Annotated in this window: 21 protein-coding genes and 1 pseudogene; 11 read left to right on the top strand and 11 right to left on the bottom strand. The window is 57.2% G+C overall.

What is annotated here, in order from left to right:
• The 3 genes and pseudogenes from K7H22_RS03555 to K7H22_RS03545 all read left to right on the top strand — a co-directional run.
• A pseudogene (locus K7H22_RS03555) lies at positions 1-176 on the top strand (UDP-glucose 6-dehydrogenase); the annotation flags it as partial.
• Between the two features lie 114 nt (positions 177-290).
• Positions 291-1,922 (top strand): GMC family oxidoreductase, encoded by a 1,632-nt coding sequence (locus tag K7H22_RS03550; protein WP_230799347.1) that lies wholly within the window; start codon positions 291-293, stop codon positions 1,920-1,922.
• 75 nt (positions 1,923-1,997) lie between these two features.
• Positions 1,998-3,032: a serine hydrolase domain-containing protein gene (locus K7H22_RS03545; protein ID WP_230799366.1), complete on the top strand. Its 1,035-nt coding sequence runs from the start codon at positions 1,998-2,000 to the stop codon at positions 3,030-3,032.
• A 51-nt stretch (positions 3,033-3,083) separates the two neighbouring features.
• Here the strand turns inward: K7H22_RS03545 and gyrB are convergent, their stop codons facing one another.
• The 8 genes from gyrB to mutM all read right to left on the bottom strand — a co-directional run bounded on the left by gyrB (position 3,084) and on the right by mutM (position 12,734).
• Positions 3,084-5,501, bottom strand: a complete 2,418-nt coding sequence (gene gyrB / locus K7H22_RS03540) for a DNA topoisomerase (ATP-hydrolyzing) subunit B (protein ID WP_230799346.1) — start codon at positions 5,499-5,501, stop codon at positions 3,084-3,086.
• Positions 5,502-5,578: 77 nt separating this feature from the next.
• Positions 5,579-6,199 carry a LysE family translocator gene (locus K7H22_RS03535; protein WP_230799345.1) on the bottom strand — a complete coding sequence of 207 codons (621 nt, stop codon included), beginning with the start codon at positions 6,197-6,199 and terminating at the stop codon, positions 5,579-5,581.
• 42 nt (positions 6,200-6,241) lie between these two features.
• Positions 6,242-7,345 (bottom strand): DNA replication/repair protein RecF, encoded by a 1,104-nt coding sequence (gene recF, locus K7H22_RS03530; protein WP_230799344.1) that lies wholly within the window; start codon positions 7,343-7,345, stop codon positions 6,242-6,244.
• Positions 7,346-7,385: 40 nt separating this feature from the next.
• Positions 7,386-8,504: a DNA polymerase III subunit beta gene (gene dnaN, locus K7H22_RS03525; protein WP_230799343.1), complete on the bottom strand. Its 1,119-nt coding sequence runs from the start codon at positions 8,502-8,504 to the stop codon at positions 7,386-7,388.
• A 197-nt stretch (positions 8,505-8,701) separates the two neighbouring features.
• Complete coding sequence (dnaA, locus tag K7H22_RS03520; RefSeq protein WP_230799342.1) at positions 8,702-10,066, bottom strand: chromosomal replication initiator protein DnaA; 1,365 nt, start codon at positions 10,064-10,066, stop codon at positions 8,702-8,704.
• Positions 10,067-10,572: 506 nt separating this feature from the next.
• A complete protein-coding gene (rpsT, locus tag K7H22_RS03515) occupies positions 10,573-10,836 on the bottom strand; it encodes a 30S ribosomal protein S20 (RefSeq protein ID WP_230799341.1) in 264 nt (87 codons plus the stop codon).
• 205 nt (positions 10,837-11,041) lie between these two features.
• Positions 11,042-11,818 carry an enoyl-CoA hydratase gene (locus tag K7H22_RS03510; RefSeq protein WP_230799340.1) on the bottom strand — a complete coding sequence of 259 codons (777 nt, stop codon included), beginning with the start codon at positions 11,816-11,818 and terminating at the stop codon, positions 11,042-11,044.
• Positions 11,819-11,882: 64 nt separating this feature from the next.
• Positions 11,883-12,734, bottom strand: coding sequence for a bifunctional DNA-formamidopyrimidine glycosylase/DNA-(apurinic or apyrimidinic site) lyase (gene mutM / locus K7H22_RS03505; protein WP_230799339.1), 852 nt, complete (start codon positions 12,732-12,734; stop codon positions 11,883-11,885).
• A gap of 108 nt (positions 12,735-12,842) precedes the next feature.
• Between mutM and ubiE the strand changes: the two genes are divergently transcribed.
• Together ubiE and ubiB are read left to right on the top strand one after the other, a co-directional pair.
• Positions 12,843-13,595 (top strand): bifunctional demethylmenaquinone methyltransferase/2-methoxy-6-polyprenyl-1,4-benzoquinol methylase UbiE, encoded by a 753-nt coding sequence (gene ubiE, locus K7H22_RS03500; protein ID WP_230799338.1) that lies wholly within the window; start codon positions 12,843-12,845, stop codon positions 13,593-13,595.
• A gap of 1 nt (position 13,596) precedes the next feature.
• Complete coding sequence (gene ubiB, locus K7H22_RS03495; protein WP_230799337.1) at positions 13,597-15,129, top strand: 2-polyprenylphenol 6-hydroxylase; 1,533 nt, start codon at positions 13,597-13,599, stop codon at positions 15,127-15,129.
• Positions 15,130-15,133: 4 nt separating this feature from the next.
• Here ubiB and K7H22_RS03490 read toward each other — a convergent pair whose 3' ends face one another.
• The 3 genes from K7H22_RS03490 to K7H22_RS20135 all read right to left on the bottom strand — a co-directional run bounded on the left by K7H22_RS03490 (position 15,134) and on the right by K7H22_RS20135 (position 18,626).
• Positions 15,134-15,982, bottom strand: coding sequence for an aminoglycoside phosphotransferase family protein (locus K7H22_RS03490; protein WP_230799336.1), 849 nt, complete (start codon positions 15,980-15,982; stop codon positions 15,134-15,136).
• Between the two features lie 197 nt (positions 15,983-16,179).
• Positions 16,180-16,830: a flagellar hook capping FlgD N-terminal domain-containing protein gene (locus K7H22_RS03485; RefSeq protein ID WP_230799335.1), complete on the bottom strand. Its 651-nt coding sequence runs from the start codon at positions 16,828-16,830 to the stop codon at positions 16,180-16,182.
• 11 nt (positions 16,831-16,841) lie between these two features.
• On the bottom strand, positions 16,842-18,626 hold the full coding sequence (locus tag K7H22_RS20135; RefSeq protein ID WP_230799334.1) for a flagellar hook-length control protein FliK: 1,785 nt from the start codon (positions 18,624-18,626) through the stop codon (positions 16,842-16,844).
• Positions 18,627-18,641: 15 nt separating this feature from the next.
• Between K7H22_RS20135 and K7H22_RS03475 the strand changes: the two genes are divergently transcribed.
• From K7H22_RS03475 to K7H22_RS03450, 6 genes are all read left to right on the top strand, one after another.
• The gene (locus K7H22_RS03475; protein ID WP_230799333.1) at positions 18,642-18,935 is read left to right on the top strand and encodes a rod-binding protein; all 294 of its coding nucleotides are present in this window, start codon (positions 18,642-18,644) and stop codon (positions 18,933-18,935) included.
• Positions 18,928-19,311, top strand: a complete 384-nt coding sequence (locus tag K7H22_RS03470; protein WP_230799332.1) for a hypothetical protein — start codon at positions 18,928-18,930, stop codon at positions 19,309-19,311. The genes K7H22_RS03475 and K7H22_RS03470 overlap by 8 nt, the downstream gene beginning before the upstream one ends.
• 215 nt (positions 19,312-19,526) lie before the next feature.
• Positions 19,527-20,825: a flagellin gene (locus K7H22_RS03465; protein WP_230799331.1), complete on the top strand. Its 1,299-nt coding sequence runs from the start codon at positions 19,527-19,529 to the stop codon at positions 20,823-20,825.
• Between the two features lie 77 nt (positions 20,826-20,902).
• Positions 20,903-21,286 (top strand): flagellar biosynthesis regulator FlaF, encoded by a 384-nt coding sequence (gene flaF, locus K7H22_RS03460; RefSeq protein ID WP_230799330.1) that lies wholly within the window; start codon positions 20,903-20,905, stop codon positions 21,284-21,286.
• Positions 21,283-21,687 carry a flagellar biosynthesis repressor FlbT gene (gene flbT, locus K7H22_RS03455; RefSeq protein WP_230799329.1) on the top strand — a complete coding sequence of 135 codons (405 nt, stop codon included), beginning with the start codon at positions 21,283-21,285 and terminating at the stop codon, positions 21,685-21,687. Before flaF ends, flbT begins: the two co-directional genes overlap by 4 nt.
• Positions 21,684-22,481, top strand: coding sequence for a DUF1217 domain-containing protein (locus K7H22_RS03450; RefSeq protein WP_230799328.1), 798 nt, complete (start codon positions 21,684-21,686; stop codon positions 22,479-22,481). Before flbT ends, K7H22_RS03450 begins: the two co-directional genes overlap by 4 nt.
• The last annotated feature ends 21 nt before the right edge of the window (positions 22,482-22,502 follow it).

Genomic DNA, 22,502 nt, shown 5'->3' with positions numbered 1-22,502 from the left:
TCCTGACGGAATGGAACGAATTCCGCGCGCTGGATCTGAAACGATTGGCACGCAAGATGGCGCATCCGCATATGGCCGACCTGCGGAATATCTATTCACCCCGCGATGCAAAACGTGCCGGATTTTCAGCATATGCATCCATCGGGAGAGGTGGATTCTTTGACAATGATGACTGATGGTCTGTCGTCGTTGCAACGCTTTTGGTTAGGTTGCGACCCAAGCCGAATGTTTACTGGACCTGCTCTTGTTTTCTCTGATTGACTTGGAGTCAATCACGGGGGGGTGAGGATATGGGTTTTGACTACGTCATTGTGGGCGGTGGCTCTGCAGGATCGACACTGGCATCACGGCTGACCGAAGACCCGAATATTACTGTTTGTCTGCTGGAGGCAGGGGGCCACGGAACCAATCTATTCGTGCGCGCGCCTGCCGCCGTTGTCGCGGTTCTGCCGGGCCGTCCCAAGATCGGAAACTGGGCCTATGAAACCGTTCCACAGGATGGTTTGAAGGGGCGCAAAGGCTACCAGCCTCGCGGCAAGGGCCTGGGCGGCTCGTCTGCAATAAATGCCATGCTCTATGTGCGGGGGCATCGCAGCGATTACGATGGCTGGGCAGACCTTGGTTGCAACGGATGGTCATGGGACGATGTGCTGCCCTACTTTCGGCGCGCCGAGAATAACGAACGCGGTGCCAATCCTGAGCATGGCGGCTCTGGGCCTCTACAAGTCTCGGACCAGAAAAGTCCCCGTGCTATCAGCCATGCCTTCGTCGAGGCAGCTGCACAGATGCAGAACCGCATCCGCGACGATTTCAATACCGGCGAAACCGAAGGTGTCGGCCTTTTTCAGGTGACCCAGTTCCACGACAAGGAACGCAACGGAGAGCGCTGTTCTGCGGCGGCAGCCTATCTGCATCCGGTGATGCAGCGGCCCAATCTGACAGTCAGGACCGGAGCCCATGCGACGCGCATTCTGTTCCAAGGCAAGCGGGCCACGGGCGTCGCCTATCGTCAAGCGAAAGAAGACAAAAAAGTCGAGGCACGGCGCGAGGTGATCCTGTGCGGTGGTGCTTTCAACTCGCCCCAACTGCTGCAGTTGTCGGGCGTTGGTCGCCCCGAGGATATCAAGACCCATGGTATTGGCATGGTGCATGAATTGCCCGGGGTCGGGCAGAACCTGCAGGACCATCTGGATTTCATCCTCTCATACAAGACCCACGACACGGACAATTTCGGGATTGGACTGACCGCATCATTTAACCTGCTGAAACATATCTGGCAGTGGCGCAAGGACGGGACGGGCATGATCGCAACTCCGTTTGCCGAGGGGGCAGGGTTTCTCAAAACAGATCCGGCGCTGGATAAGCCCGATATTCAGCTTCACTTCGTCATTTCGGTGGTGGACGATCACGCGCGAAAACTTCATCTGGGCCACGGTTTCTCGTGCCACGTCTGCGCGCTGCATCCCTATTCTCGCGGATCTGTGTTTCTGCAATCCGGCGATCCGATGGCCGCCCCCGGAATAGATCCGCGTTACCTGTCGGATGACCGCGACCTGCAAACAATGATTGCCGGCGCGAAAATGACCCGTGCCATCATGCAAGCCCCTGCGATAAACCGCTACAGACACAAGGAGTTGTTCCTGCCGGACACCCTGACCGACGCGCAGTGGGAGGATCACATCCGGACGCGCGCCGACACGATCTATCATCCGGTTGGCACCTGCAAGATGGGGACCGATCCGATGGCAGTGGTTGATCCCGAATTGCGCGTCCACGGGATCGAGGGTTTGCGCGTTGTGGATGCCTCGGTCATGCCTACGCTGACAGGCGGCAACACGAACGCACCAACTATCATGATTGCCGAGAAGGCCTCAGACCTTATCCGCGGGGGCCGCGCATCAGCGCGTTTTGCAGCGCGCTGACACTATGTCTCCCGCGCAGATGTGTTCACGCCGTTCTGAATGGTAAGACACACTATCAAGGCTAGCTTTGTTCTTATGGATTTCGACAAGCGCAACCCCGGCCCCCGTCTGACCAGACGCCACGTGATCGCGACAGGCTGCTCCGCACTCGCAAGTCCGGCGCTGGCTCAGTCCGATCCCTGGACAACCGTGGCCGATCAGGCGCGATCCATGGATCAATGCCACGCGCTGATGGTGCGCCAAAACGGTGCCGAGGTTCTGGCGGAATCCTTCCGCGGTCCGGGCTTGAACCGCGCCGCACCCGTGAAATCTGTGTCCAAGACCATCGTGGCCGCGCTGACCGGTGCCGCATTGGACCGGGGCGAGATTCCGTCAATGAACACAACACTGGCGGATATTGCGCCCCGACTTATCCCCGCATCGGCCGATGAGCGGGTCGCCGCACTGACGGTGGAAAACCTTGTGACCATGCAAGCCGGTCTGGAGCGCACATCCGGTGGCAATTACGGCGGCTGGATCAGCAGCCGTGATTGGGTTGCAGATGCACTAACGCGACCATTCGTGGCACAACCCGGACGCCGGATGCTTTACTCCACAGGCAGCTTTCATATTCTGGGCGCGGTTCTGTCCACTGTGTCAGACAAGTCGCTGCTGGTCTTGGCAAGAGAAAGGCTTGGCGCGCCTTTGGATATCGAGATCCCCGCATGGACCCGCGATCCGCAAGGACGCTACCTTGGCGGCAATGAGATGGCGCTGACCCTTGTGGGCATGGCGCGGTTCGGAGAGCTGTATCTGGCAAACGGTCAATGGAACGAAAAACAGGTGCTCAGCCGTGACTGGGTAGAAAAATCGCTTGAGCCGCGCACCAGTTCTCCTTTTTCAGGGCTCGCTTACGGTTACGGATGGTTTCTTGGAAGCACCGGCGGCACAAAATATGCACTGGCCCGCGGCTATGGCGGTCAGGTGATCTGCATCGCGCCAGAGCTTGATCTGTCAATCGCCCTGACATCAGACCCGACAAGACCAGCACGCAGCGGTGGCTATTTCGGGGATATCATGGCGCTGATCGACAACGCGATCATACCAGCGGCACGCCAGACACGTCTGTGATCTGAAAAGCAAAACGCGGAGCCAGACCAAAAGTCATGGCTCCGCACGCAGTTAGAAGTCCAGATTCTCGACGTTCAGCGCATTCTGCTGGATGAATTCACGGCGCGGTTCGACCACGTCGCCCATAAGTTTTGTGAACAGATCGTCCGCTTCGGCCATGTCGTTAACCTTGACCTGAAGCAGTGTCCGCGCTTCGGGGTCCAGCGTTGTCTCCCACAACTGTTCAGGGTTCATTTCGCCCAGACCTTTGTAGCGCTGCAAGGACAAGCCCTTTTCACCCTCTTTCAGGATCGCATCCAGCAGGTCCAAGGGTCCATGGATAGCCTGCGAACGGTCTTTACGCATCAGTTTGGCAGGAAGCGTGTAAATCTCGCGCAGCGCTTTGCTCATCTGACCCAGCTTGCGCGCCTCGCCCGACCGCAGCACTTGACCGTCAAGCGTGCGCACTTCTTCGACCCCGCGCAAGACGCGGGACAGGCGAATGCCGTGATCCTGTGTGATCCGACCAGACCAGCCACGCTCGTATTCAACCGCGATCAGATCAAGCCGCTTGGCAACGGCATCGGCAACGCCCTGAAGGTCGGCATCCGCGCGACCCTGTGCAAAAGCCTCGGCAATCGCCGATTGTTCAAGGATGTGATGCGGATAATGCGTCGGAAACGCTTCGAGAATACGGCGCACCTGCCGTGCCTCTTCGACAACGCGGACCAGATCCTGACCGACAACATCCTCGCCGGAGCCAAGCCGCAACACAGCGCCGTCCGTGCCCTGCTCGATCAGATAGTTCTCCATCGCCGTCTGGTCTTTCAGATAGACCTCGGATTTCCCGCGCGCCACTTTGTAAAGCGGCGGCTGCGCGATGTAGAGATATCCACCCTCGATCAGTTGCGGCATCTGGCGGTAGAAGAAAGTCAGCAACAATGTCCGGATATGCGCGCCGTCGACATCAGCATCCGTCATTATGACGATCTTGTGGTAACGCAGCTTGTTGATGTCGAACTCGTCACGCCCGATTCCCGTGCCCAGCGCCATCACAAGGTTACCGATTTCCTGACTACCAAGCATCCGGTCGAAACGGGCGCGTTCGACGTTCAGGATCTTGCCCTTCAGCGGCAGGATCGCCTGCGTACGCCGGTCGCGCCCCGTCTGTGCCGATCCACCCGCGCTGTCACCCTCGACAAGGAAAACTTCGGTCTTGGCGGGGTCTTTCTCGGAGCAATCCTTGAGCTTTCCAGCCAGAAAGTTCACATCCATCGCGGATTTGCGGCGGGTCAGTTCCCGTGCCTTGCGCGCCGCCTCGCGGGCCAGCGCCGCCTCGACGATTTTTCCGACAATGATCTTGGCCTGGGTCGGGTTTTCCTCGAACCATTCGGCCAGCTTCTCGTTCACCAGATTCTCGACCGCGGGCCGGACCTCGGAACTGACCAGCTTGTCCTTGGTCTGGCTGGAGAATTTCGGATCGGGCACTTTGACTGACAGAACACAGGTCAGACCTTCGCGCGCGTCATCGCCGGTAAAAGCCACTTTCTCACGTTTGGCGATCCCGCTGGATTGCGCGTAGTTGTTGATGGTCCGGGTCAAAGCACCACGGAAACCCGCCATATGAGTGCCGCCATCCCGCTGCGGGATGTTGTTGGTGAAGGGCAGGACGTTTTCGTGATAGCTGTCATTCCACCACATCGCCACCTCGACGCCGATCCCGTCTTTTTCGCCGACCATATAGATCGGGTCGGCCATGATCGACGATTTCGAGCGGTCCAGATATTTCACGAATTCCCGCACGCCACCTTCATAGAACAGCTCGGTCTTCAACGGCTCGGCAGGACGCAGGTCTTCCAGAATGATCCGGGCACCCGAGTTCAGGAACGCCAGTTCGCGCAACCGCTTTTCAAGTGTTTCGAATGAATACTCAAGGTTGGAGAATGTGGTGGTCGAGGCCAGAAACCGCACTTCTGTGCCCTTCTGCCCGTTGGCATCGCCGACCACACGCAGGCTTTCGACGGTATCACCACGCTCGAAACGCACAAAATGCTCTTTGCCATCGCGCCAGATCCGCAGTTCCAGCCAGTCGGATAGCGCGTTCACGACAGACACGCCAACCCCGTGCAGACCGCCAGAAACCTTGTAGGAATTCTGGTCGAACTTACCGCCTGCATGCAGCTGGGTCATGATGACCTCGGCGGCGGAAACACCTTCTCCTTCGTGAATTCCGACAGGCACACCGCGCCCGTTATCGCGCACGGAAACGCTGCTGTCGGGGTGTATAATCACATGGACATGGTCCGCGTGACCGGCCAAAGCTTCGTCAATACCGTTATCGACAACCTCGTAGACCATGTGATGCAGACCGGAACCGTCATCGGTATCCCCGATATACATGCCGGGCCTTTTGCGGACCGCATCCAACCCTTTGAGAACCTTGATAGAATCCGCGCCATATTCCTCGGGGATCTGTGCGTTGTCGGACATTCCGGAAATCCTTCTTTATTCTCGGATTTTATACGAAACCTTGGGGGGAATGTCACGCAGTTGCCCCAGATTTTGCGTCATATCAGCGGGATTGCGACCCCAACCAGACAGAGCAACACACCAGCCACGATATTGACCCGCTTCAACGCCGCAGGAGAAGTCAGAAGCTGGCGCGCACGATCCACACAAAGCGCCATCAGCAGGTTACCCATAAGTGGGATCGTGCATGAAATCGCAAGGATAGCCGCGATGTCCAGTGCCGTGATCCGTGTCAGATCGAAAAAGCCGGGCAGGACGCCCATATAGAACAAGACAGCCTTTGGGTTACCTACTATCACGGCCACACCCGCCAGAAACCCTGCCAGCCGTCCCGGACGTGTCAAACGGCTGTCGGTGCCTATCGTGGCTCCAGCGTGGCGGAACAGCATTACGCCCATGAACAGGAACATTCCCGCAGCAACATAGCGCATCACGGTCATGAACCCATCAAAGACAGATACGATCCAGGCCACGCCCATTATCGCCAGCATCGGCCACAGGATGTCGCCCAGCACAACACCCACGGCCAGTGGCCAGGCCGAGGAAAAGCCCCCCGACAGCGCGCGCGCTGTCAACGCCACCCAAACCGGACCAGGCGTCAGGAACAGGATCAGGATGGCGCCCGCATAGAGCAGCAGATCTGTTGCAGATACAGTCATGGATGGGGCTTTCAATACGGTCCGGGGTCGCACCACACCGACTTATTGCGCCGAAATCACCGAGGTTCCAGCCTCTTCTGTCACTTCGAACATTTGCGCCCGAGTGGTGATTGTGTCGAATAACTCCGGTCCGGTTCCGGTCATCCACGCTTGCGCCTTCAGCGCACAAATCTCGTCATAAAGCGCGGCACGCCGCCCCGCATCCAGATGCGCCGCAACCTCGTCCAGCAACAGCAGGGGCGGCGCACCGAAATCCTGCGCCAAAGCCCGTGCATTGGCGAGGATCAGCGACACCAGAAGGGCCTTCTGTTCGCCTGTCGAACAGTTACTCGCAGGCACGCCCTTGGCCGCATAAACCGCATAGAGATCGCTGCGATGTGGCCCGACCAGTGAGCGCCCCGCTGCCAGGTCGCGGAACCGGCTTTCGCGTAGGGCATCAAGAAAATTTGCCTCTGTCGCAGGCATCGTGCCTTCGGTCTGTTGCAGGTCCAGTTCAGCCACGGGAAAGGCTGTCGCTGCCTGCGCCTGCGCTGCACGCAGCATGTCAAGCGCGGCCTGCCGGTTGGACTGGATCACCGCGCCGGATCGCGCCATCTGCGCCTCCAATGCGGAATACCAATGGGCGTCGCGCACTTGATCTTTCAGCAGACGGTTGCGCTCTCGCATAGCCTTTTCATAGATCAGACTCGATTCCGCATGGTCGGGGATGAAGCTCATCGTCATGCGGTCCAGAAACCGTCGCCGCCCCTCGGCACCTTCGATCCAGAGCCTGTCCATCGCAGGGATCAACCACAGGACGCGCGCGATACGGCCCAAGGCAAGTTGCGTTGAGGCCTTTCCGTCAATCTTGACCTGGCGCGCTGCGTCATTCTCGGCCCAGATCTCGACTTCGTGCATCTGGTGCAGGCTGCGCAGAACGCCGGTGACCTTCCAGCCCAGCGCCTCGGGACGGCGGGTCATATCAGCGGCACTGGCACGGCGCAGGCCACGGCCGGGCGAGAACAGGGAAACAGCTTCAAGCAGATTGGTCTTGCCCGCCCCGTTCGGGCCAAACACTGCCACCGGACGCCCGTCAAGTTCCACTCGTCCGGCACGATGCGAGCGGAAATGCGACAGGGTCAGTTCGGTCAGAAAAAGGCCAGACACATCCCGGCCTTTCGTTGCTCAGGACAGGGTTGCGTGCGGGTCAAACCCGCATCGGCATGACGACGTAAACCGCCGACAGATCGTTGCCTTCACGCATCAAGGTCGGGTCGCCTGCCGAATTGAACAGGAACACGGCATTCTCACGATCAACCTGACTGGCGATTTCCAGCAGATATTTCGCGTTGAACCCGATTTCCAGACGCTCGTCACCATAAGCGACAGCCAGTTCCTCCTCGGCAGCTCCGCTGTCGGGTGCGTTGACGGACAGAACCAGGCGGTCTTCATCCAGCGACAGTTTCACAGCGCGCGAGCGTTCCGAGGAGACAGTCGCCACACGGTCCACGGCCGCCGCGAAATCGCGGGCATCCACCTCAAGACGACGGGTGTTGCCCTGTGGAATCACGCGGGTATAGTCGGGGAATGTGCCGTCGATCACCTTTGACGTCAGTGTGATATCAGGGGTCGCAAAGCGCACCTTGGTCTCCGACACCGACACAGCAATTTTCATATCGTCATCGTCCAGCAGCTTGCGCAACTCGCCCACGGTTTTGCGCGGCACGATCACACCGGGCATATCCTCCGCGCCCATCGGCAGTTCCGCATCAATCCGCGCCAGACGGTGACCATCCGTCGCCACGCAGCGCAGCACCTTGCCACCTTCGGATTCTGCGACATGCATGTACACGCCGTTCAGATAATAGCGCGTCTCTTCTGTAGAGATGGCGAATTTCGACTTGTCGAACAGACGTCGCAAAACACCTGCAGGCGCGCTAAAATTGCTGGAGTAATCCGACGATGCCATGACGGGGAAGTCTTCTTTGGGCAGGGTTGTCAGATTGAAATGCGACCGTCCCGCCTGCACCGTCAGCCGCCCCGCCGCGCTGTCATCCGACAGTGTCACAAGCGACCCGTCCGGCAGTTTGCGAACAATCTCGTGCAGCATCACCGCGGACACAGTTGTTGAACCTGCCCGTTCAACCTGAGCAGGGGCCTTGTCCAGCACCTCGATATCCAGATCGGTCGCGCGGAAATTCACCGTGTTACCCTCGGCTTCGATCAGAACATTCGCAAGGATCGGGATTGTATTGCGCCGCTCGACAACCGACTGTGCCTGAGACACGGCTTTCAGAAGCGTTCCACGTTCGATGCTGAGTTTCATTCCATCGCTCCTATCCGTTACCGGCCTTCTGCCCTGCCGCCAGCGGCAAACACGTCGCATGTCGGGATGGGCAAGGTATCCCAAATACCTGCCCACTCAAGGCTTTTCTGCTTCTTCAACTGGAAAATCAAACCCGTCAAGGCCGTCCTGCCGCGCAAAAGGCACAGGGACGGCCCGACATTGCCATATGCCGCGCCTTAGGCTTCCAGCGTACGGCGCAGCATCTCGATATCTTCGGCGATCTGGCCATCCTGCACGCGCAATTCTTCGATCCGGCGCACGCCATGCATTACGGTTGTGTGATCACGACCACCAAAACGCCGCCCGATTTCCGGCAACGACCGGCTGGTCAGCTGTTTGCACAGATACATCGCCACCTGACGCGGGCGGGCATAACTGCGGACACGCTTGGGACCGATCATGTCGGACAGGCGGATATTGTAATGCTCGGACACCCGACGCTGGATTTCCTCGATCGTGATCTTGCGCTCCGAAGCGCGCAGCACATCAGCCAGACAGTCTTGTGTCAGTTCCATCGTGATTTCGCGACCGACAAGGCTTGCGAAAGCATAAAGACGGGTCAGCGCGCCTTCCAGAACCCTGACATTGGTGCTGATGCGGTGTGCCAGAAACTCTAGAACCGAGTTCGATATCTCCAAACCCGGATACTGGCTGCGGTAGTAGTCCACTTTGGACTGCAGGATGCCCAAACGCAGTTCGTAATCGGTCGGGTGCAAATCTACGACCAGCCCGCATTGCAGACGCGACTTGATGCGGTCCTCAAGATCCTTGATCTCGCCGGGGGCACGGTCTGCCGAAATGATGATTTGCTTGTGACCATCGACCAGCGCATTGAACGTGTGGAAGAACTCTTCCTGTGTGCTGTCCTTGCCGGCGATGAACTGGACATCATCGACCATCAGAACATCGACAGCACGAAAAATCTGTTTGAAATCCATCATCTTGCGGTCGCGCAAGGCCTGCACGAACCGGTACATGAACTGTTCTGCCGAAAGGTAGACCACGTTCAGATCGGGGCGCTTGGTCTGCAATTCCCATGCGATAGCATGCATCAGGTGCGTCTTGCCCAAGCCGACACCACCGTAGAGGAACAGCGGGTTGAACGTCACCGGGCCGCCTTCGGCGACGCGGCGAGCGGCGGCATGGGCCAATTCGTTCGGCTTGCCCACAACGAAACTGTCAAAGGTAAAGCGCTTGTCCAGCGGCGCGCCAGGCAGTTGGTCTACTGCGGGGGCCGGACTGGCCGCAGGTTCTGGCGCAGCGACAGCTTGTACCTCAGACAAAGGGCGTTCAGCAGACGCAGCCGGAACCCTGAAATGGACACGCCGCACAGACTGCCCCGATTGCGCGAGCTGATGGAGGATCAGATCCCCGAAATTCTGTGAGACGTAGTTACCAAGAAAATTTGTCGGTACATGGAAAGTAGCAACTCCTTCCGAGATATCCGCAAACTCCAGTGGCTCGATCCAGTTGGCGTAGTTGTTTTTCCCCACAGTGCTGAGAAGTTTCCGCTGCAGCTGTCCCCATTGTTCTTGTGTCATTCGTCCCCAAGTCCCGCCTGTTCATATTCACCGAACCCACCTCACCCGGATGCATCAAGCATACCAATCCATTGCATTGCCGCAGCGGCAATGACACGGGGTCGGCAAACTCATGACCAATCGGTACAGTTTTCATCCCCCATGTTCGCGGCCCGTCCCAAAAAGGCAGCTTCCATCGTCAGGCACAAAAACTGCACAAATAGAAAGACATGGTTCACCGCTCAAACGGTGATTCCGCAAATACAGAACTGACATGCCCAATCATGCCTGAACCCGTACTCTGCGTTGCCTTCGAGCCTTTTGTATAAGGCCTGTCAGCACCCCTGTCCCTCCAAGGCGAAGTGACTCGCTAACTGAAATTACCAATTGCCGCGAAGGCTAGGCAACCGAACTATGACCTTGACTCATGCTTTTCGAAAAAGAATCTCTCGCGCCGATCAAACCGGACACAAAACAAAAAAAGCGCCGCTCGAAGCGACGCTTTTTTCTTCAATCATTTAGGCGATTCAGCCTAGTGCTTTGACCCGCGCTGCCAAGCGGGACATCTTCCGCGCGACGGTGTTTTTGTGCAACACACCTTTGGTGACGCCGCGCATCATTTCCGGCTGGGCAGCCTGAAGCGCCGCTGCTGCAACGGCTTTGTCGCCGGAAGCAATCGCCTCCTCGACTTTGCGGATGAATGTGCGGATACGCGAACGGCGTGCTTTGTTTACTTCGAAACGTGCTTCGTTCTGACGGGCGCGTTTTTTTGCCTGAGGCGAGTTAGCCATGTTTTTCCCACTTTCCGGGTCAGTTGAATATCAATAGCGCAACGAGCCCGGACCGGGTTTATTAACCGGCTGATTCTGACCAGAGCGGGTCTCACGCGCATGTAAGGGTGCCTCTTACGGCAAACCGCTCTGTTTGAAAACCCGAAAATGTCTGCACGCATCCGGCGGGCTCTGAACCCGCCGAATGCCGAGACAGGCCCGAGCCTTACCGGTCGCGGAACTGGGGCGTGCGCTTTTCAAGGAAAGCCGCCATGCCCTCTTTCTGGTCCTCGCTGGCGAACAGCGAGTGGAAAACCCTGCGCTCGAATAGCAGACCCTCGCGCAGCGATGTCTCGAAGGAACGGTTGACCGCTTCCTTGACGACCATCACCGTCACCATGCTTTTTTCGGCGATTTTCTGCGCCGCTGCCATTGTTTCTTCCATCAGCTTTTTCACAGGCACCACGCGGGACACCAGCCCCGAGCGCTCTGCCTCTTCGGCATCCATGAAACGACCCGTCAGGTTCATGTCCATCGCCTTGGCCTTGCCAATGGCGCGGGTCAGGCGCTGTGTGCCGCCAAGGCCCGCGACTACACCAAGGTTGATTTCGGGCTGGCCGAATTTCGCTGTGTCAGACGCAATGATGAAATCGCACATCATGGCCAACTCGCATCCGCCGCCCAGCGCATAGCCGGAAACAGCCGCAATGATTGGCTTGCGAACCCGCAGGATCTGTTCGGATTCGGGTGTGAAAAGATCTCCGGCGAACACATCGACGAATGTTTTTTCGGCCATCATCTTGATATCCGCACCGGCGGCAAAAGCCTTCTCCGATCCGGTGATCACGATGCAGCGCACCTTTTCGTTGTTCTGGCACCCTGTCAGTGCATCCGCAAGTTCGCCCAACAACTGGTCATTCAGCGCGTTCAGGGCATTCGGTCGGTTCAGCGTGATGAGTGCGACGTGGTCTTCAACATCAACGATGATCGTCTCATAAGCCATACATTTTGCTTTCGCTTGTTATCACCACAGCTGATTGAGTATCACCTTGCGCGCGTCGATCAAGTCATCTTTGGCAAACCGGGCAATAGAAGGATGACCGCCCCGATTGCACGATCCGCGCAATTGTCCCGTTGCAGTCCGGCCCGCGACAGGGCTCGTTCTCGCGTCCATAGGCATCGAAACGATGCTGGAAATAGCCAAGCTCGCCATCGGCTTGCCGGAAATCACGCAGGGACGAACCGCCTGCCTCGATCGCCTCGATCAGGACCTGACGGATGACCGGCACCAGCCCTGCAACTCTTGATACGGTAATCTGCCCGGCTTTGCGTTTTGGCGAGATTCCTGCCCGAAACAGGGTTTCGCAGACATAGATGTTGCCCAGTCCCGCAATGATGCGCTGATCCAGAAGCGCCGATTTGACGGGCGTGTTACGACCCTTGAACGCTGCCACAAGATGCGGTTCGCTGAAATCATTGCCCAAAGGTTCCGGCCCGATCCCCGACAGCAGTTTATGCTGATCGGCCGTGGCGGTTTCAAGCAGATCCATCGCGCCAAAACGGCGAGGATCGTTGAATGTGATGCGTGCCCCGTTCTCCATCGTCAACACGACATGGTCATGTTTTGCAGGCGCGGGATGGTCATGCACAAAGCGTCCCAACGGGTCGCCGGACACCAGCATCCGGCCTGACATGCCCAGATGAATCAGCAAAGACTCACCGCTATCCAAATCTGCGAGGATGTATTTTGACCTGCGTCGCAAGGCCAGCACACGCCGCCCCGTCAGCCTGGCCGCCATATTGGCGGGGAACGGCCATCGCAGGTCAGGACGGTTCACAAGCGCCCCTGCGATCACCTGCTCTTCCATGACAGGCGCAAGGCCGCGACGGACGGTTTCAACCTCGGGCAATTCGGGCATGGGGATTCCTGCGGATCAAGACTTTGGCACGGGCAGCGACAAGGGGCGCATTGCAGCCCCCTGCCCGCGCCCTATAAGAAGGAGTGAAACAAGGAACGGCAAGACCAGATGGACGAGCAAGATAACAGAACCACGCATTTCGGGTTTCAGGACGTACCGGAGTCGGAAAAAGCCGGTCGCGTGCGCGGGGTCTTCGGGTCTGTCGCGTCCAAATACGATGTCATGAACGATGTGATGTCGATGGGCATCCACCGCATCTGGAAAGATGCGATGATGGATTGGCTTGCCCCGCGCGCTGGCACAAGGCTACTGGACGTGGCGGGCGGCACCGGCGACATCAGTTTCCGTTATCTGAAGCGCGCGGGCTATGCCCATGCGACGGTTCTGGACCTCACCGAACCAATGCTGGTCGAAGGGCGCAAGCGCGCCGAAGCCGAACAGATGGCCGGCATGCTCGATTGGGTCGTAGGCGACGCAATGTCGCTGCCCTTCGAGGATAATAGTTTCGACGTCTACACGATCTCGTTTGGCATCCGGAACGTGACACGCCCGCAAGAAGCCCTGAACGAGGCGTACCGTGTTCTGAAACCCGGTGGTCGTCTGATGGTGCTAGAATTCAGCCAGCTCCCCAATCCCGGGATGCAATGGGCCTATGACCGCTATTCGTTCAACGTAATCCCGACGATGGGCCAAATTATCGCCAACGATCGGGACAGCTATCAATACCTTGTTGAATCCATACGTAAATTTCCGGATCAGGAGACATTTCTAGGCATGGTGCGTGACGCCGGATTCGAGCAGGCCAAATACCGCAACCTGAGCCTTGGTATTGCCGCACTGCATTCGGGCTGGAAAATCTGAAATGCGCGGACCCCACAACATCTGGCGACTGATCCGCACGGGCGCCACGTTCGAGCGGACAGGCGCAATGGAAGTGGTGCTGGACGCCCTCAGCGCGCCGCCGCTTTTGCGCGTGGTCCTGCGCGGACTGGTCTGGCCCTTCCGTTGGTTGGGGATCAAGGGCGACGTGACAATGCCCCCCGCCACCCGTGCGCTGACGGCACTGGGACCTGCCTATATCAAATTCGGTCAGGTCCTTTCGACCCGCCCCGATGTGGTGGGCGACGAGCTTGCGGTTCAACTCAGGGTTTTGCAGGACAAGCTCCCGCCCTTTTCGATCGGGCAGGCCAAAGCCAGTATCGAGGCGGAATTAGGCCTGTCTGTAGATGAGATTTTCTCTGAATTCGGGCCACCCGTCGCCGCTGCGTCTATCGCTCAAGTGCACCGCGCAAGACTGCGCGACACAGGCGAAGACGTTGCTGTCAAAGTGCTGCGTCCAGGCATCGAAAAGGCGTTCCGCAAGGATATCGACGCCTTCTATTTTGCGGCCAACGTGATCGAATCCCTGTCACCTGCATCACGCCGGCTGCGCCCCAATGATGTGATCGCCCATTTCGAAGGAGTCGTTCTGGGCGAATTGGACCTGAGACTCGAATCCTCCTCTGCCTCCGAATTTGCAGCCAATACAGCACAGGACAAAGGATTCGGGCTACCCAGCATCCAGTGGATGTTCTCTGCCCGCCGTGTGATGACCATGAGTTGGGTCGAAGGCCAGCCCCTGGGTGACAACGACGCCATCGACGCCGCGGGGCATAACCGGCGCGAGTTGGGTGAACGGGTGTTGCAACTGTTCCTGAACCACGCGCTGCGCGACGGTTTTTTCCATGCCGACATGCATCAGGGGAACCTGAAAGTCGCTGCGAATGGCGATATCATCGCCTATGATTTCGGGATCATGGGGCATATCGACGAATATACCCGCCGCGTCTACGCCGAGATCCTCTATGGATTCATCCGCAAGGACTACAAACGTGTTGCTGAAGTCCATTTTGAAGCCGGCTATGTTCCTGCAGATCGGGATGTGGATGAATTTGCCCGCGCGTTGCGCGCTGTCGGCGAACCGATCTTCGGGATGGATGCCACTCAGATTTCGATGGGACGGCTGCTCAGCTATCTCTTCGATGTGACCGAGCGGTTCGGCATGGAAACACGGACCGAGTTGATCTTGCTACAGCGTACCATGGTCGTGGTCGAAGGCGTCGCCCGGAGCCTCTATCCCCAGATCAACATCTGGGAAGTCGCAAAACCCATTGTCGAGGACTACATCAAGCAAAGTATTGGCCCACGTGCGGTTCTGCGTGATCTAGGCAAGACAGCGCAGGTCTTGGCCCGTTTCGGACCCCGCTTGCCGGGACTGGTCGAGGCTGCATTGATCCGACAGGCCAGTGCAGGTGATCCTCCGCCACGACAGAATCCGTGGTGGACGATCCTTTGGTTGGTTTTGGGCGCAACTGCAGGTGCTGGCGGGACAATTCTGGCCGTGATGTTGGTCTGACTGCTTAGGCGTGGACGTGTTTCAACGCCGCAAGTTCTGCTTCTAGCGCAGCGGCATAGGCGTGATCGGGTTTATCCCTTGTGATCTTCCAAAGGCAGTAAGCCGCCATGCGCCAATGGAGAAAAGGTAGCAATGCCTTGAGACGGGCTTCGGTTGCCCGATCGTTATAGGCGTCAAGAAAGCGGCGGCACTCTTGCTCCGACAGGGCTGTGCCCCGCGTGACATGTTGCATTGCAGGTGACAGAAACAAGGCCAGATCCAGAACCGGATCGCCCAGCGCCGGACATTGCCAGTCAATCAGAACGGGGACGGACAGGGCATCACGTGGTGAACAGACAAAATTGTCCGGAACCGGATCACCGTGCAAAATCTGGCGAATTCCGGAGGGTGGAACACTCCCGACGGGGCGCAGTTTCTGAATGTCGGCGGCAAGATCGACAGGTATCATCTTCAATATGGCAAACGTCTGATCCAGTAACGCCCGGGAGCCATCCGGTGCACCTGGAAGAGTCCGCAATCCGGATGGCACCGAGAGTTGATGCAGGGTCTTCAACACCTTAGCCGGCTGTTCCGGTCCTGCCCGCCAGTTCAACCCATCCTGATAGGCGTAGATCAGGATGGAACCCGAGGACAGGCTTCCATTATGGACGGGCGCAGGAGCAAGGCCTGTGTCTTTCAAATGCGCCAGGACCTTTGCTTCGGCGCCGGCATCATTCGCGAATAGCGGCGTTGCCGTCCCAGCGATATAGAGTTTGACGACAATATCCCCGGACGATCTTTGAACCCGCCAAAGCCTGTTGGAACGCCCGCCTTCCAGAGGGGTCCATTCCGCGCATTCCGGAACAAGACGCATCTCGACAAGCTGTCGCTTCAATGCAGGCAGAGGACCACTGTTCAAGATATCTCGCACAGGTTCGATGTCTCAGCCTCCTTATTTGGCAAAGCGACCGTAGCACCGGCTTTTCCCTATGGACATGACATATTGTCAGCGTCCACAGCCCTGTTCGTCACAGTCGCTGACGAACCTCATTGCAGTCGTTTTGTTCTCTGCTACCGCACGGCAGTGACTTTATCCGCAGCGATAACCGCGCCGCCCTCCATAAGCAGAACGGTTGCCCCATTTTCAATACGTGCCTCTATCACGCGCCCGTAGACTTCAGGAATAGATGTTTGTTGAAGTGTATCCTGAAGATAACTTTCCACCTCGAACTGGTAGAGACCTGACGGAAGGCTTTGCCCGGCGCCGTCCCGTCCGCTCCACTCGGCACTGTCATCAGTCAGGGAAAGGGGTCGGCTATCGACGACCTCGCCCCTGTCATTCCGAACAACCAAAATCGCCGAATCTGCAGTCGGCTCCGGCCTGACTTGAAGTGTCACGGGAAATCCGTCGAATCGCGCCGGCATGGGCGCCCGCGCATCCATACCGACCCAAGGCGCAAGCTGCGCCATACCGGCCTGCCCCATCTGCGTAGAAAGACCCTTGAGAAGATCATTCGTCAAAACTTGCTGCTCTACCGAGGAGAACGTTGCGAGTTGAACGGCAAAGTCCGAAGAATCCATGGGATTCAAAGGGTCCTGATTCTTCATTTGCGTGGTGAGCATTTTCAGAAACGTCTCGAAATCCGAATCGATCACTGGTTTCTGTGCTGCATTCACTGGTCGTGCTGCAACATTCGCACCCACTGCCTCCACAGTTGTCATTCTCTTTTCCTCTAGACTCGAATATCCAGACCGGCGTCCCGCTGGTTTGCGCCCTGCCCCTCTTGTGACGGCACACCAACCACGGTTGATGCGGCGACCTCAGGCGCGCCGGTCCATGCCTGCGCGCTATCGCGACCCCGATTGTGTTGCCCGAAAGTGAAACCGATTGTGCCATATCCGATCTGGCGCAGTTCATGCGCCAAATGGTCTATGTGGCGACGGATAAGGTCCAGCGTTTCCGGTCGCTCAGCGAGAATACTGATCGTGATTCCATTCTCGGCCATCACCATACTGATACGAACCTTTCCCAACTCTTGCGGGTCCAGAATCAGGTCAACCGGACGCTCGACTGCACGCAGCGTCGCATCGAATATCTGGTGCACAATCATTCGGGGCATCACGGAAGGGTTGGCTGAGAATTCACCACGCATTGCTGGCGCGGATTGCCCGCCCACAACCTCCAAAGCCGCCTCGGCAGCCATACCCAACGGTTCAACAGAGGAGGCGTCCAAGGCCGGAGTGGTAGAGGCAAGTTTCTCGGCCAGCCCGACTATGTCTGCTGGCACAGGGGTTATTGTCACAGGCAGCGCCAATCGCGCGTTTTGCGCTGGGGGCAAAACTGCCTGCTCAAACGTCTTGCCGGAATGGTCCACGACCGGTTCAGTTGCTTCAACTTGGACTACTGGCTGGGCTTCCAGACCTTTAGGGAACGGCAAAGGGATGACCTGAGGCAAGGCAATTGGGCCCGAAACAGGCAGTTGCACGACACCTGCCTTTCGTGTGGTGGCTGGCAAATCCTTGCCTGTCTCCATTTCAGGTGTGTTCCGCAAAACCGAACCATTTGATCGCGCCATTTGCGAAACATCCTCAAGAACTAATGTACCGTGTTTTGCTGTGTTACTTGTATGGGACGTCTTGTCCGGTTCAAAGGATACAAACCGCCCGACATCAGCCAATAAATCGCCTGCTCCCCGCGCAAGAGAGTTCGTATCCCGGGTCACTTGAATGTCAGAGGCTATGGATATTTGCTTTGCCCGATTTGTAGACGCAGACAACACAGGCCCGACCCTCAGGTTTTCAGTTATAAAACCATCGACCAACACAGAACCATCGACCAAACTGCTCTGCTGTTCAGGTAGCGGTGACGAAACAGGGACTGCTTCGGCCCGATCCGGCAAAAAGACAGCCTTGTCAGACCCCGTCATCATATTCGGGGAGGGGAAATCCGGAAGAGGTCGTGAACCGTTAGGCAAACGGACCAGTGTCCTATCATCCGGGTGACCAACGGTCCGCACGACATCCTGTTCCAAAGCAAAATCGGTGACGGGGGTCGCACCCGTGACCGTGGAACGAACAGTTTCACCAGAGACCCACGCAATTTGATCCGTGAACGAACTTTCGTCCTCCGTCCGGTTCAATGAACCAGAATCCGTTTCGGAACCAAATTCGACGCTAACAGATGCAAGCCCAATATCGGGCGCCTCTTCAATCCGGAGCACATCATTCTGCCCCGCAGGCACCGATTGAGCGGGTAGGATCACCACCTGCGCCGCTTCAAGGACATCGGAGAAATCGATCCTTTCGACCACGATTTCATGTTCGCCCACCTTGTGTCGCCCGCCAGCCGGAAGCTGACCCAAGGACAATCCCGAAATGCCCGGATGGGAACCACGCGAAGAAAGCATTTGTGGTGACAGGAACACTTTTTGACCTCCGAACGTCTCGTCTCCTTCAATATGCAGGTATCTGGTTACCGGTTCTTTACCGCTGTGTTGGCAAGATCCATAAAATTTCACAAAAGGAGCAATCCAATGTCAGACGGGCTTTCACCCTTCACCCTCAATGTTGATCCGCCTCAGAAGACGGGCAAACCTGCCAAAGATCCATTGCGGGAGACAGCAGAAAAGCTCGAAGCTAGTTTTCTTTCGGAGATGCTCAAACACGCAGGGTTGGGGAAAACCAGGCAGGAATTTGGCGGCGGCGCAGGCGAAGATCAGTTTGCGTCACTCCTGCGTGATACGCAGGCAAACGAGATGGTGAAATCGGGTGGAATCGGTTTGGCCGAGACCATTTATCTGGCTTTGAAGGATCAGCAGAATGGATGAAATACGGCCCACGAAGACTTCGCCTGCCCTGGTCAATACGCTGCTTTGTGCCTTGGGCGACCTGCTGGATCAAGAGCGAGAATCACTGCTGGCTGGCGATCTCGACGCGATTTCCCATAGCCTTCATGAAAAAGAGCGGCTGATTGAAGTCTTGAACGCCAAGGGAATGGAGCGGAGTCTGGAATTGTCGCGGTTGAGCGAAAAACTGGCGCGAAATCAGGCGCTTCTGGACGGGGCCCTGGAAGGGATCCGCACAGTGGCAGAGCGTATTTCAACCTTGCGCCGGATCCGGTCCACGCTTGAAACTTATGACAAAAGTGGTCGGAAAATGACAATCGAAGCCACGCGTGCGACGCAAGTCGAGAAACGGGCATGAGACCGGATTTGGTTCAAATCCCGCGTAATTCAAAGGGTCAGATTAGGAAACATTTAGGAGTTGGACTGCAATTGTCCTGAGGCATCCGGAAGGGTGGCGCGAAACACCGGCACGGGTCGGAATTTGCACATGTCAGAAGGCAGAGAGTCGACCCTGATTGGGCGACATCATCACTTGGCGCAAAAGCGTCGCGCATGTCAAAAGGAACACAGACCATGTCCAGCATTCTGACCAACAACGGCGCCATGGTGGCGCTGCAAACACTGAAATCCATCAATACCAATCTCGGCAAGACACAAGATATGATCTCGACAGGCAAGTCTGTCGGAAACGCTAAGGACAATGCCGCACTATGGGCCATCTCGAAGGTGATGGAGTCTGATCTGAGAGGGTTCAAGGCTATCAGTTCAAGCCTTGCATTGGGTCAGTCGACCGTTTCAGTCGCGCGGCAGGCTTCCGAGCGCGTGACCGATTTGCTGACCCAGATGAAAGAAAAGATCGTTGCGTCGCAAGAAGACAATGTAGACCGCGTCAAAATCCAGTCGGATATCGATGCCTTGCGCGAGCAGATCACCGGCATCACGACGGCTTCACAGTTCAACGGCCTTAATCTTCTATCGAACCGGAGCACGACTGCGGGTTCGGGCAGCGTAGACATACTTGCTTCTCTCGACCGTTCCGGCAGCGGTGTCTCGGCAAGCGATATTTCTGTCCGCAAACAGGATCTTGGTACGACAGCAAGCGCTATCAACGGTGCCACATGGACCATTGGAACCGCAGTCGACAGCGGGACGCTGAATGGCACGCAGACCGATACACTCACGCTTGCAGCACCTTCGGCAGCAGGACAGGTCTTTGGCCTCAGCATTTTCGGGACGGACGCCGACGACAGCGCTTTCGTGCAGGCTGACTATCGCACCGGTGCGGCCGCGACACCTGCGTCCATCGCGGAAGCAACCGAGATCCGCTACATCTCCAGAGAAGGCGATACTGCAGCAGATGTGGCGAAAGGGCTGGCAAACGCCTTCAAAATCTATGCCGCTGCAAATGATCTGGACGCGGACGTCCTGAGCATTGACGCCAGTGGAGGAACACTTGCTGTCGCATCGACTGTAACAAGCGCGACCGATACGATCTCGGTCGGGATTTTCAATCCGCAAGCAGGAGCAGGGTCGTCCGCAACAATTGGGGGAGGTCTTGAAGCGCTCAACCAGATCAATGTCGGTAGCGCCTCTGGGGCAGCATCTGCCTTGACCTCTATCGAGTTCATGATCGAGACAGCGATTACATCTGCCGCAGCTTTCGGTTCTGCACAGGGACGGGTCGACACGCAAGCTGCATTCGTCAGCCAGATCAGTGACGCATTGCGTTCGGGGATCGGCACACTCGTGGATGCCGATATGGAAGAGGCGTCCGCACGCCTGCAGGCCCTGCAGGTACAGCAGCAGTTGGGTATCCAGTCTTTGTCGATTGCCAATCAGGCCCCGCAGTCGATCCTCTCGCTGTTCCGGTAAGCACGTCCGGCACGGAAGCGTTCGCGGACGCCTCCGTGCCGTCTTTCTGACCTTCAAAAACCTGGAAAGGAAACGACGTGAGCACATCAAGCCTCGCACAGACCGCTTATCAGCAAATCGCAGCCCCGATAAGAACAGCACGCGGCACCGAATACGAGATTCTGGCACGTATCACACATAGTCTGAAGAAGGCGAACCTGTCCGGCAAAGCTGGGTTTCCCGATCTGGTTTCGGCGCTTCATGACAACAGACAGCTATGGTCGACCTTTGCTGTGGACGTTGCCGACCCCCAGAATGGGCTGCCGCAGGACTTACGGGCCAAGATCTTCTTTCTCGCGGAGTTCACCATCGCCCATACAAGCAAAATACTGTCCGGATCCGCCAAAGTGGCACCGCTGATTGAAATCAATACCGCGATCATGGCTGGATTGCGTGGGCAGGGTCAGGGGCACAAACCATGAGCGGTCTCGTTCTCAAGTTGAGTCCCAAAGAACGTGTGTTGATCAATGGTGCTGTGATCGAGAACGGCGATCGGCGCAGTCGGTTGTCGATTATGACGCCGAATGCCCATGTACTCAGGCTTCGTGATGCCATCCATCCGGACGAAGTGACAACTCCGGTCCGCCGTGTTTGCTTTGTTGCGCAACTGGTCCTGTCAGGCGACGCAGATCCCGCAGACCAGCGCTTGCCAATGCTACGGCGGATTGAAGAATTGAGCAGGATCATGACGGACACAGATAGCCGCAACCATCTTGCCGCGGCTACTGATGCGATCATTGCGGGTCAGTACTATACCTGCCTTAAAGCTTTGCGATCTCTTATTCCAAGAGAAGAGCGCTTACTGGCCGTTGCACGGATATGAGTTTTCAGCCGGTCATCCCGCAAACCGGTCTGGCCGGTTGGCGCTTTCTTGAAAGGACGATCGAACGTCAGACAGGTGTATTCGATACCAAACCCGAATTGATCCGCGATACGGCCTATTTTGAGGCGAATATAGGCAAGATATCATCGCCAGAGCAGCTTGTCGCCGACAGACGTCTCTTACGGGTAGCACTTGGGGCGTTCGGCTTGCAGGACGATATCAACAACCGGTTCTTCATTCGAAAGGTGTTGGAAGGCGGGGTTCTGAACGAGACATCATTGGCAAACAGACTCGGCGATGAAAGGTACCGCGAACTCACACGCGCTTTCGGTTTTGGCGATCTCGCGATCCCCAGCAGTAAACTGTCTGACTTTGGGCCGAAGATCACAGAACGGTTCCGTCGTCAGCAATTTGAACTTGCGGTTGGCGAACAGAACGAAGCGCTGCGATTGGCTTTGAACGCTGCGCGCGAATTACCGTCGCTTGCGGCAAGTCCCGACAGTGACAAGACAAAGTGGTTCCGCGTGATGGGACGCCCGCCCCTGCGAACCTTGTTCGAAACGGCCCTTGGTCTTCCCAAAAGCTTCGGGACTCTGGATCTGGATCGGCAGCTATCTGTCTTTCAGGATCGCGCCCGTAGCCAGCTTGGACTTTCGGGTTTGAGCGAACTCGGCGACCAGAAAATGCAGGACAAACTGATACAGCGCTTTCTTCTGCGTGCCGATGGCGGGAACGCATTTTCGAACAGTTCTGCCTCTGTTGCTCTTGATTTGTTGATGGCGAAGCGCCGTTAGCGGACCGCGTGCCCTACCAAT

The organism is Seohaeicola saemankumensis (genome assembly GCF_021021435.1).
Lineage (GTDB): Bacteria > Pseudomonadota > Alphaproteobacteria > Rhodobacterales > Rhodobacteraceae > Seohaeicola.
The sequence above is the reverse complement of the archived record's forward strand: the minus strand, read 5'-3'. Positions and strand labels throughout refer to the sequence as shown.

Coding starts and splice junctions, on each gene's coding strand:
- K7H22_RS03485 (WP_230799335.1), bottom strand. CDS start 16,830: ATGACAACTGTGGAGGCAGTGGGTGCGAATGTTGCAGCACGACCAGTG.
- ubiB (WP_230799337.1), top strand. CDS start 13,597: ATGCGCGGACCCCACAACATCTGGCGACTGATCCGCACGGGCGCCACG.
- gyrB (WP_230799346.1), bottom strand. CDS start 5,501: ATGTCCGACAACGCACAGATCCCCGAGGAATATGGCGCGGATTCTATC.
- K7H22_RS03490 (WP_230799336.1), bottom strand. CDS start 15,982: ATGCGTCTTGTTCCGGAATGCGCGGAATGGACCCCTCTGGAAGGCGGG.
- K7H22_RS03470 (WP_230799332.1), top strand. CDS start 18,928: ATGGATGAAATACGGCCCACGAAGACTTCGCCTGCCCTGGTCAATACG.
- mutM (WP_230799339.1), bottom strand. CDS start 12,734: ATGCCCGAATTGCCCGAGGTTGAAACCGTCCGTCGCGGCCTTGCGCCT.
- flbT (WP_230799329.1), top strand. CDS start 21,283: ATGAGCGGTCTCGTTCTCAAGTTGAGTCCCAAAGAACGTGTGTTGATC.
- K7H22_RS03510 (WP_230799340.1), bottom strand. CDS start 11,818: ATGGCTTATGAGACGATCATCGTTGATGTTGAAGACCACGTCGCACTC.
- ubiE (WP_230799338.1), top strand. CDS start 12,843: ATGGACGAGCAAGATAACAGAACCACGCATTTCGGGTTTCAGGACGTA.
- K7H22_RS03545 (WP_230799366.1), top strand. CDS start 1,998: ATGGATTTCGACAAGCGCAACCCCGGCCCCCGTCTGACCAGACGCCAC.
- K7H22_RS03450 (WP_230799328.1), top strand. CDS start 21,684: ATGAGTTTTCAGCCGGTCATCCCGCAAACCGGTCTGGCCGGTTGGCGC.
- dnaN (WP_230799343.1), bottom strand. CDS start 8,504: ATGAAACTCAGCATCGAACGTGGAACGCTTCTGAAAGCCGTGTCTCAG.
- K7H22_RS03550 (WP_230799347.1), top strand. CDS start 291: ATGGGTTTTGACTACGTCATTGTGGGCGGTGGCTCTGCAGGATCGACA.
- rpsT (WP_230799341.1), bottom strand. CDS start 10,836: ATGGCTAACTCGCCTCAGGCAAAAAAACGCGCCCGTCAGAACGAAGCA.
- K7H22_RS03535 (WP_230799345.1), bottom strand. CDS start 6,199: ATGACTGTATCTGCAACAGATCTGCTGCTCTATGCGGGCGCCATCCTG.
- K7H22_RS03465 (WP_230799331.1), top strand. CDS start 19,527: ATGTCCAGCATTCTGACCAACAACGGCGCCATGGTGGCGCTGCAAACA.
- K7H22_RS03475 (WP_230799333.1), top strand. CDS start 18,642: ATGTCAGACGGGCTTTCACCCTTCACCCTCAATGTTGATCCGCCTCAG.
- dnaA (WP_230799342.1), bottom strand. CDS start 10,066: ATGACACAAGAACAATGGGGACAGCTGCAGCGGAAACTTCTCAGCACT.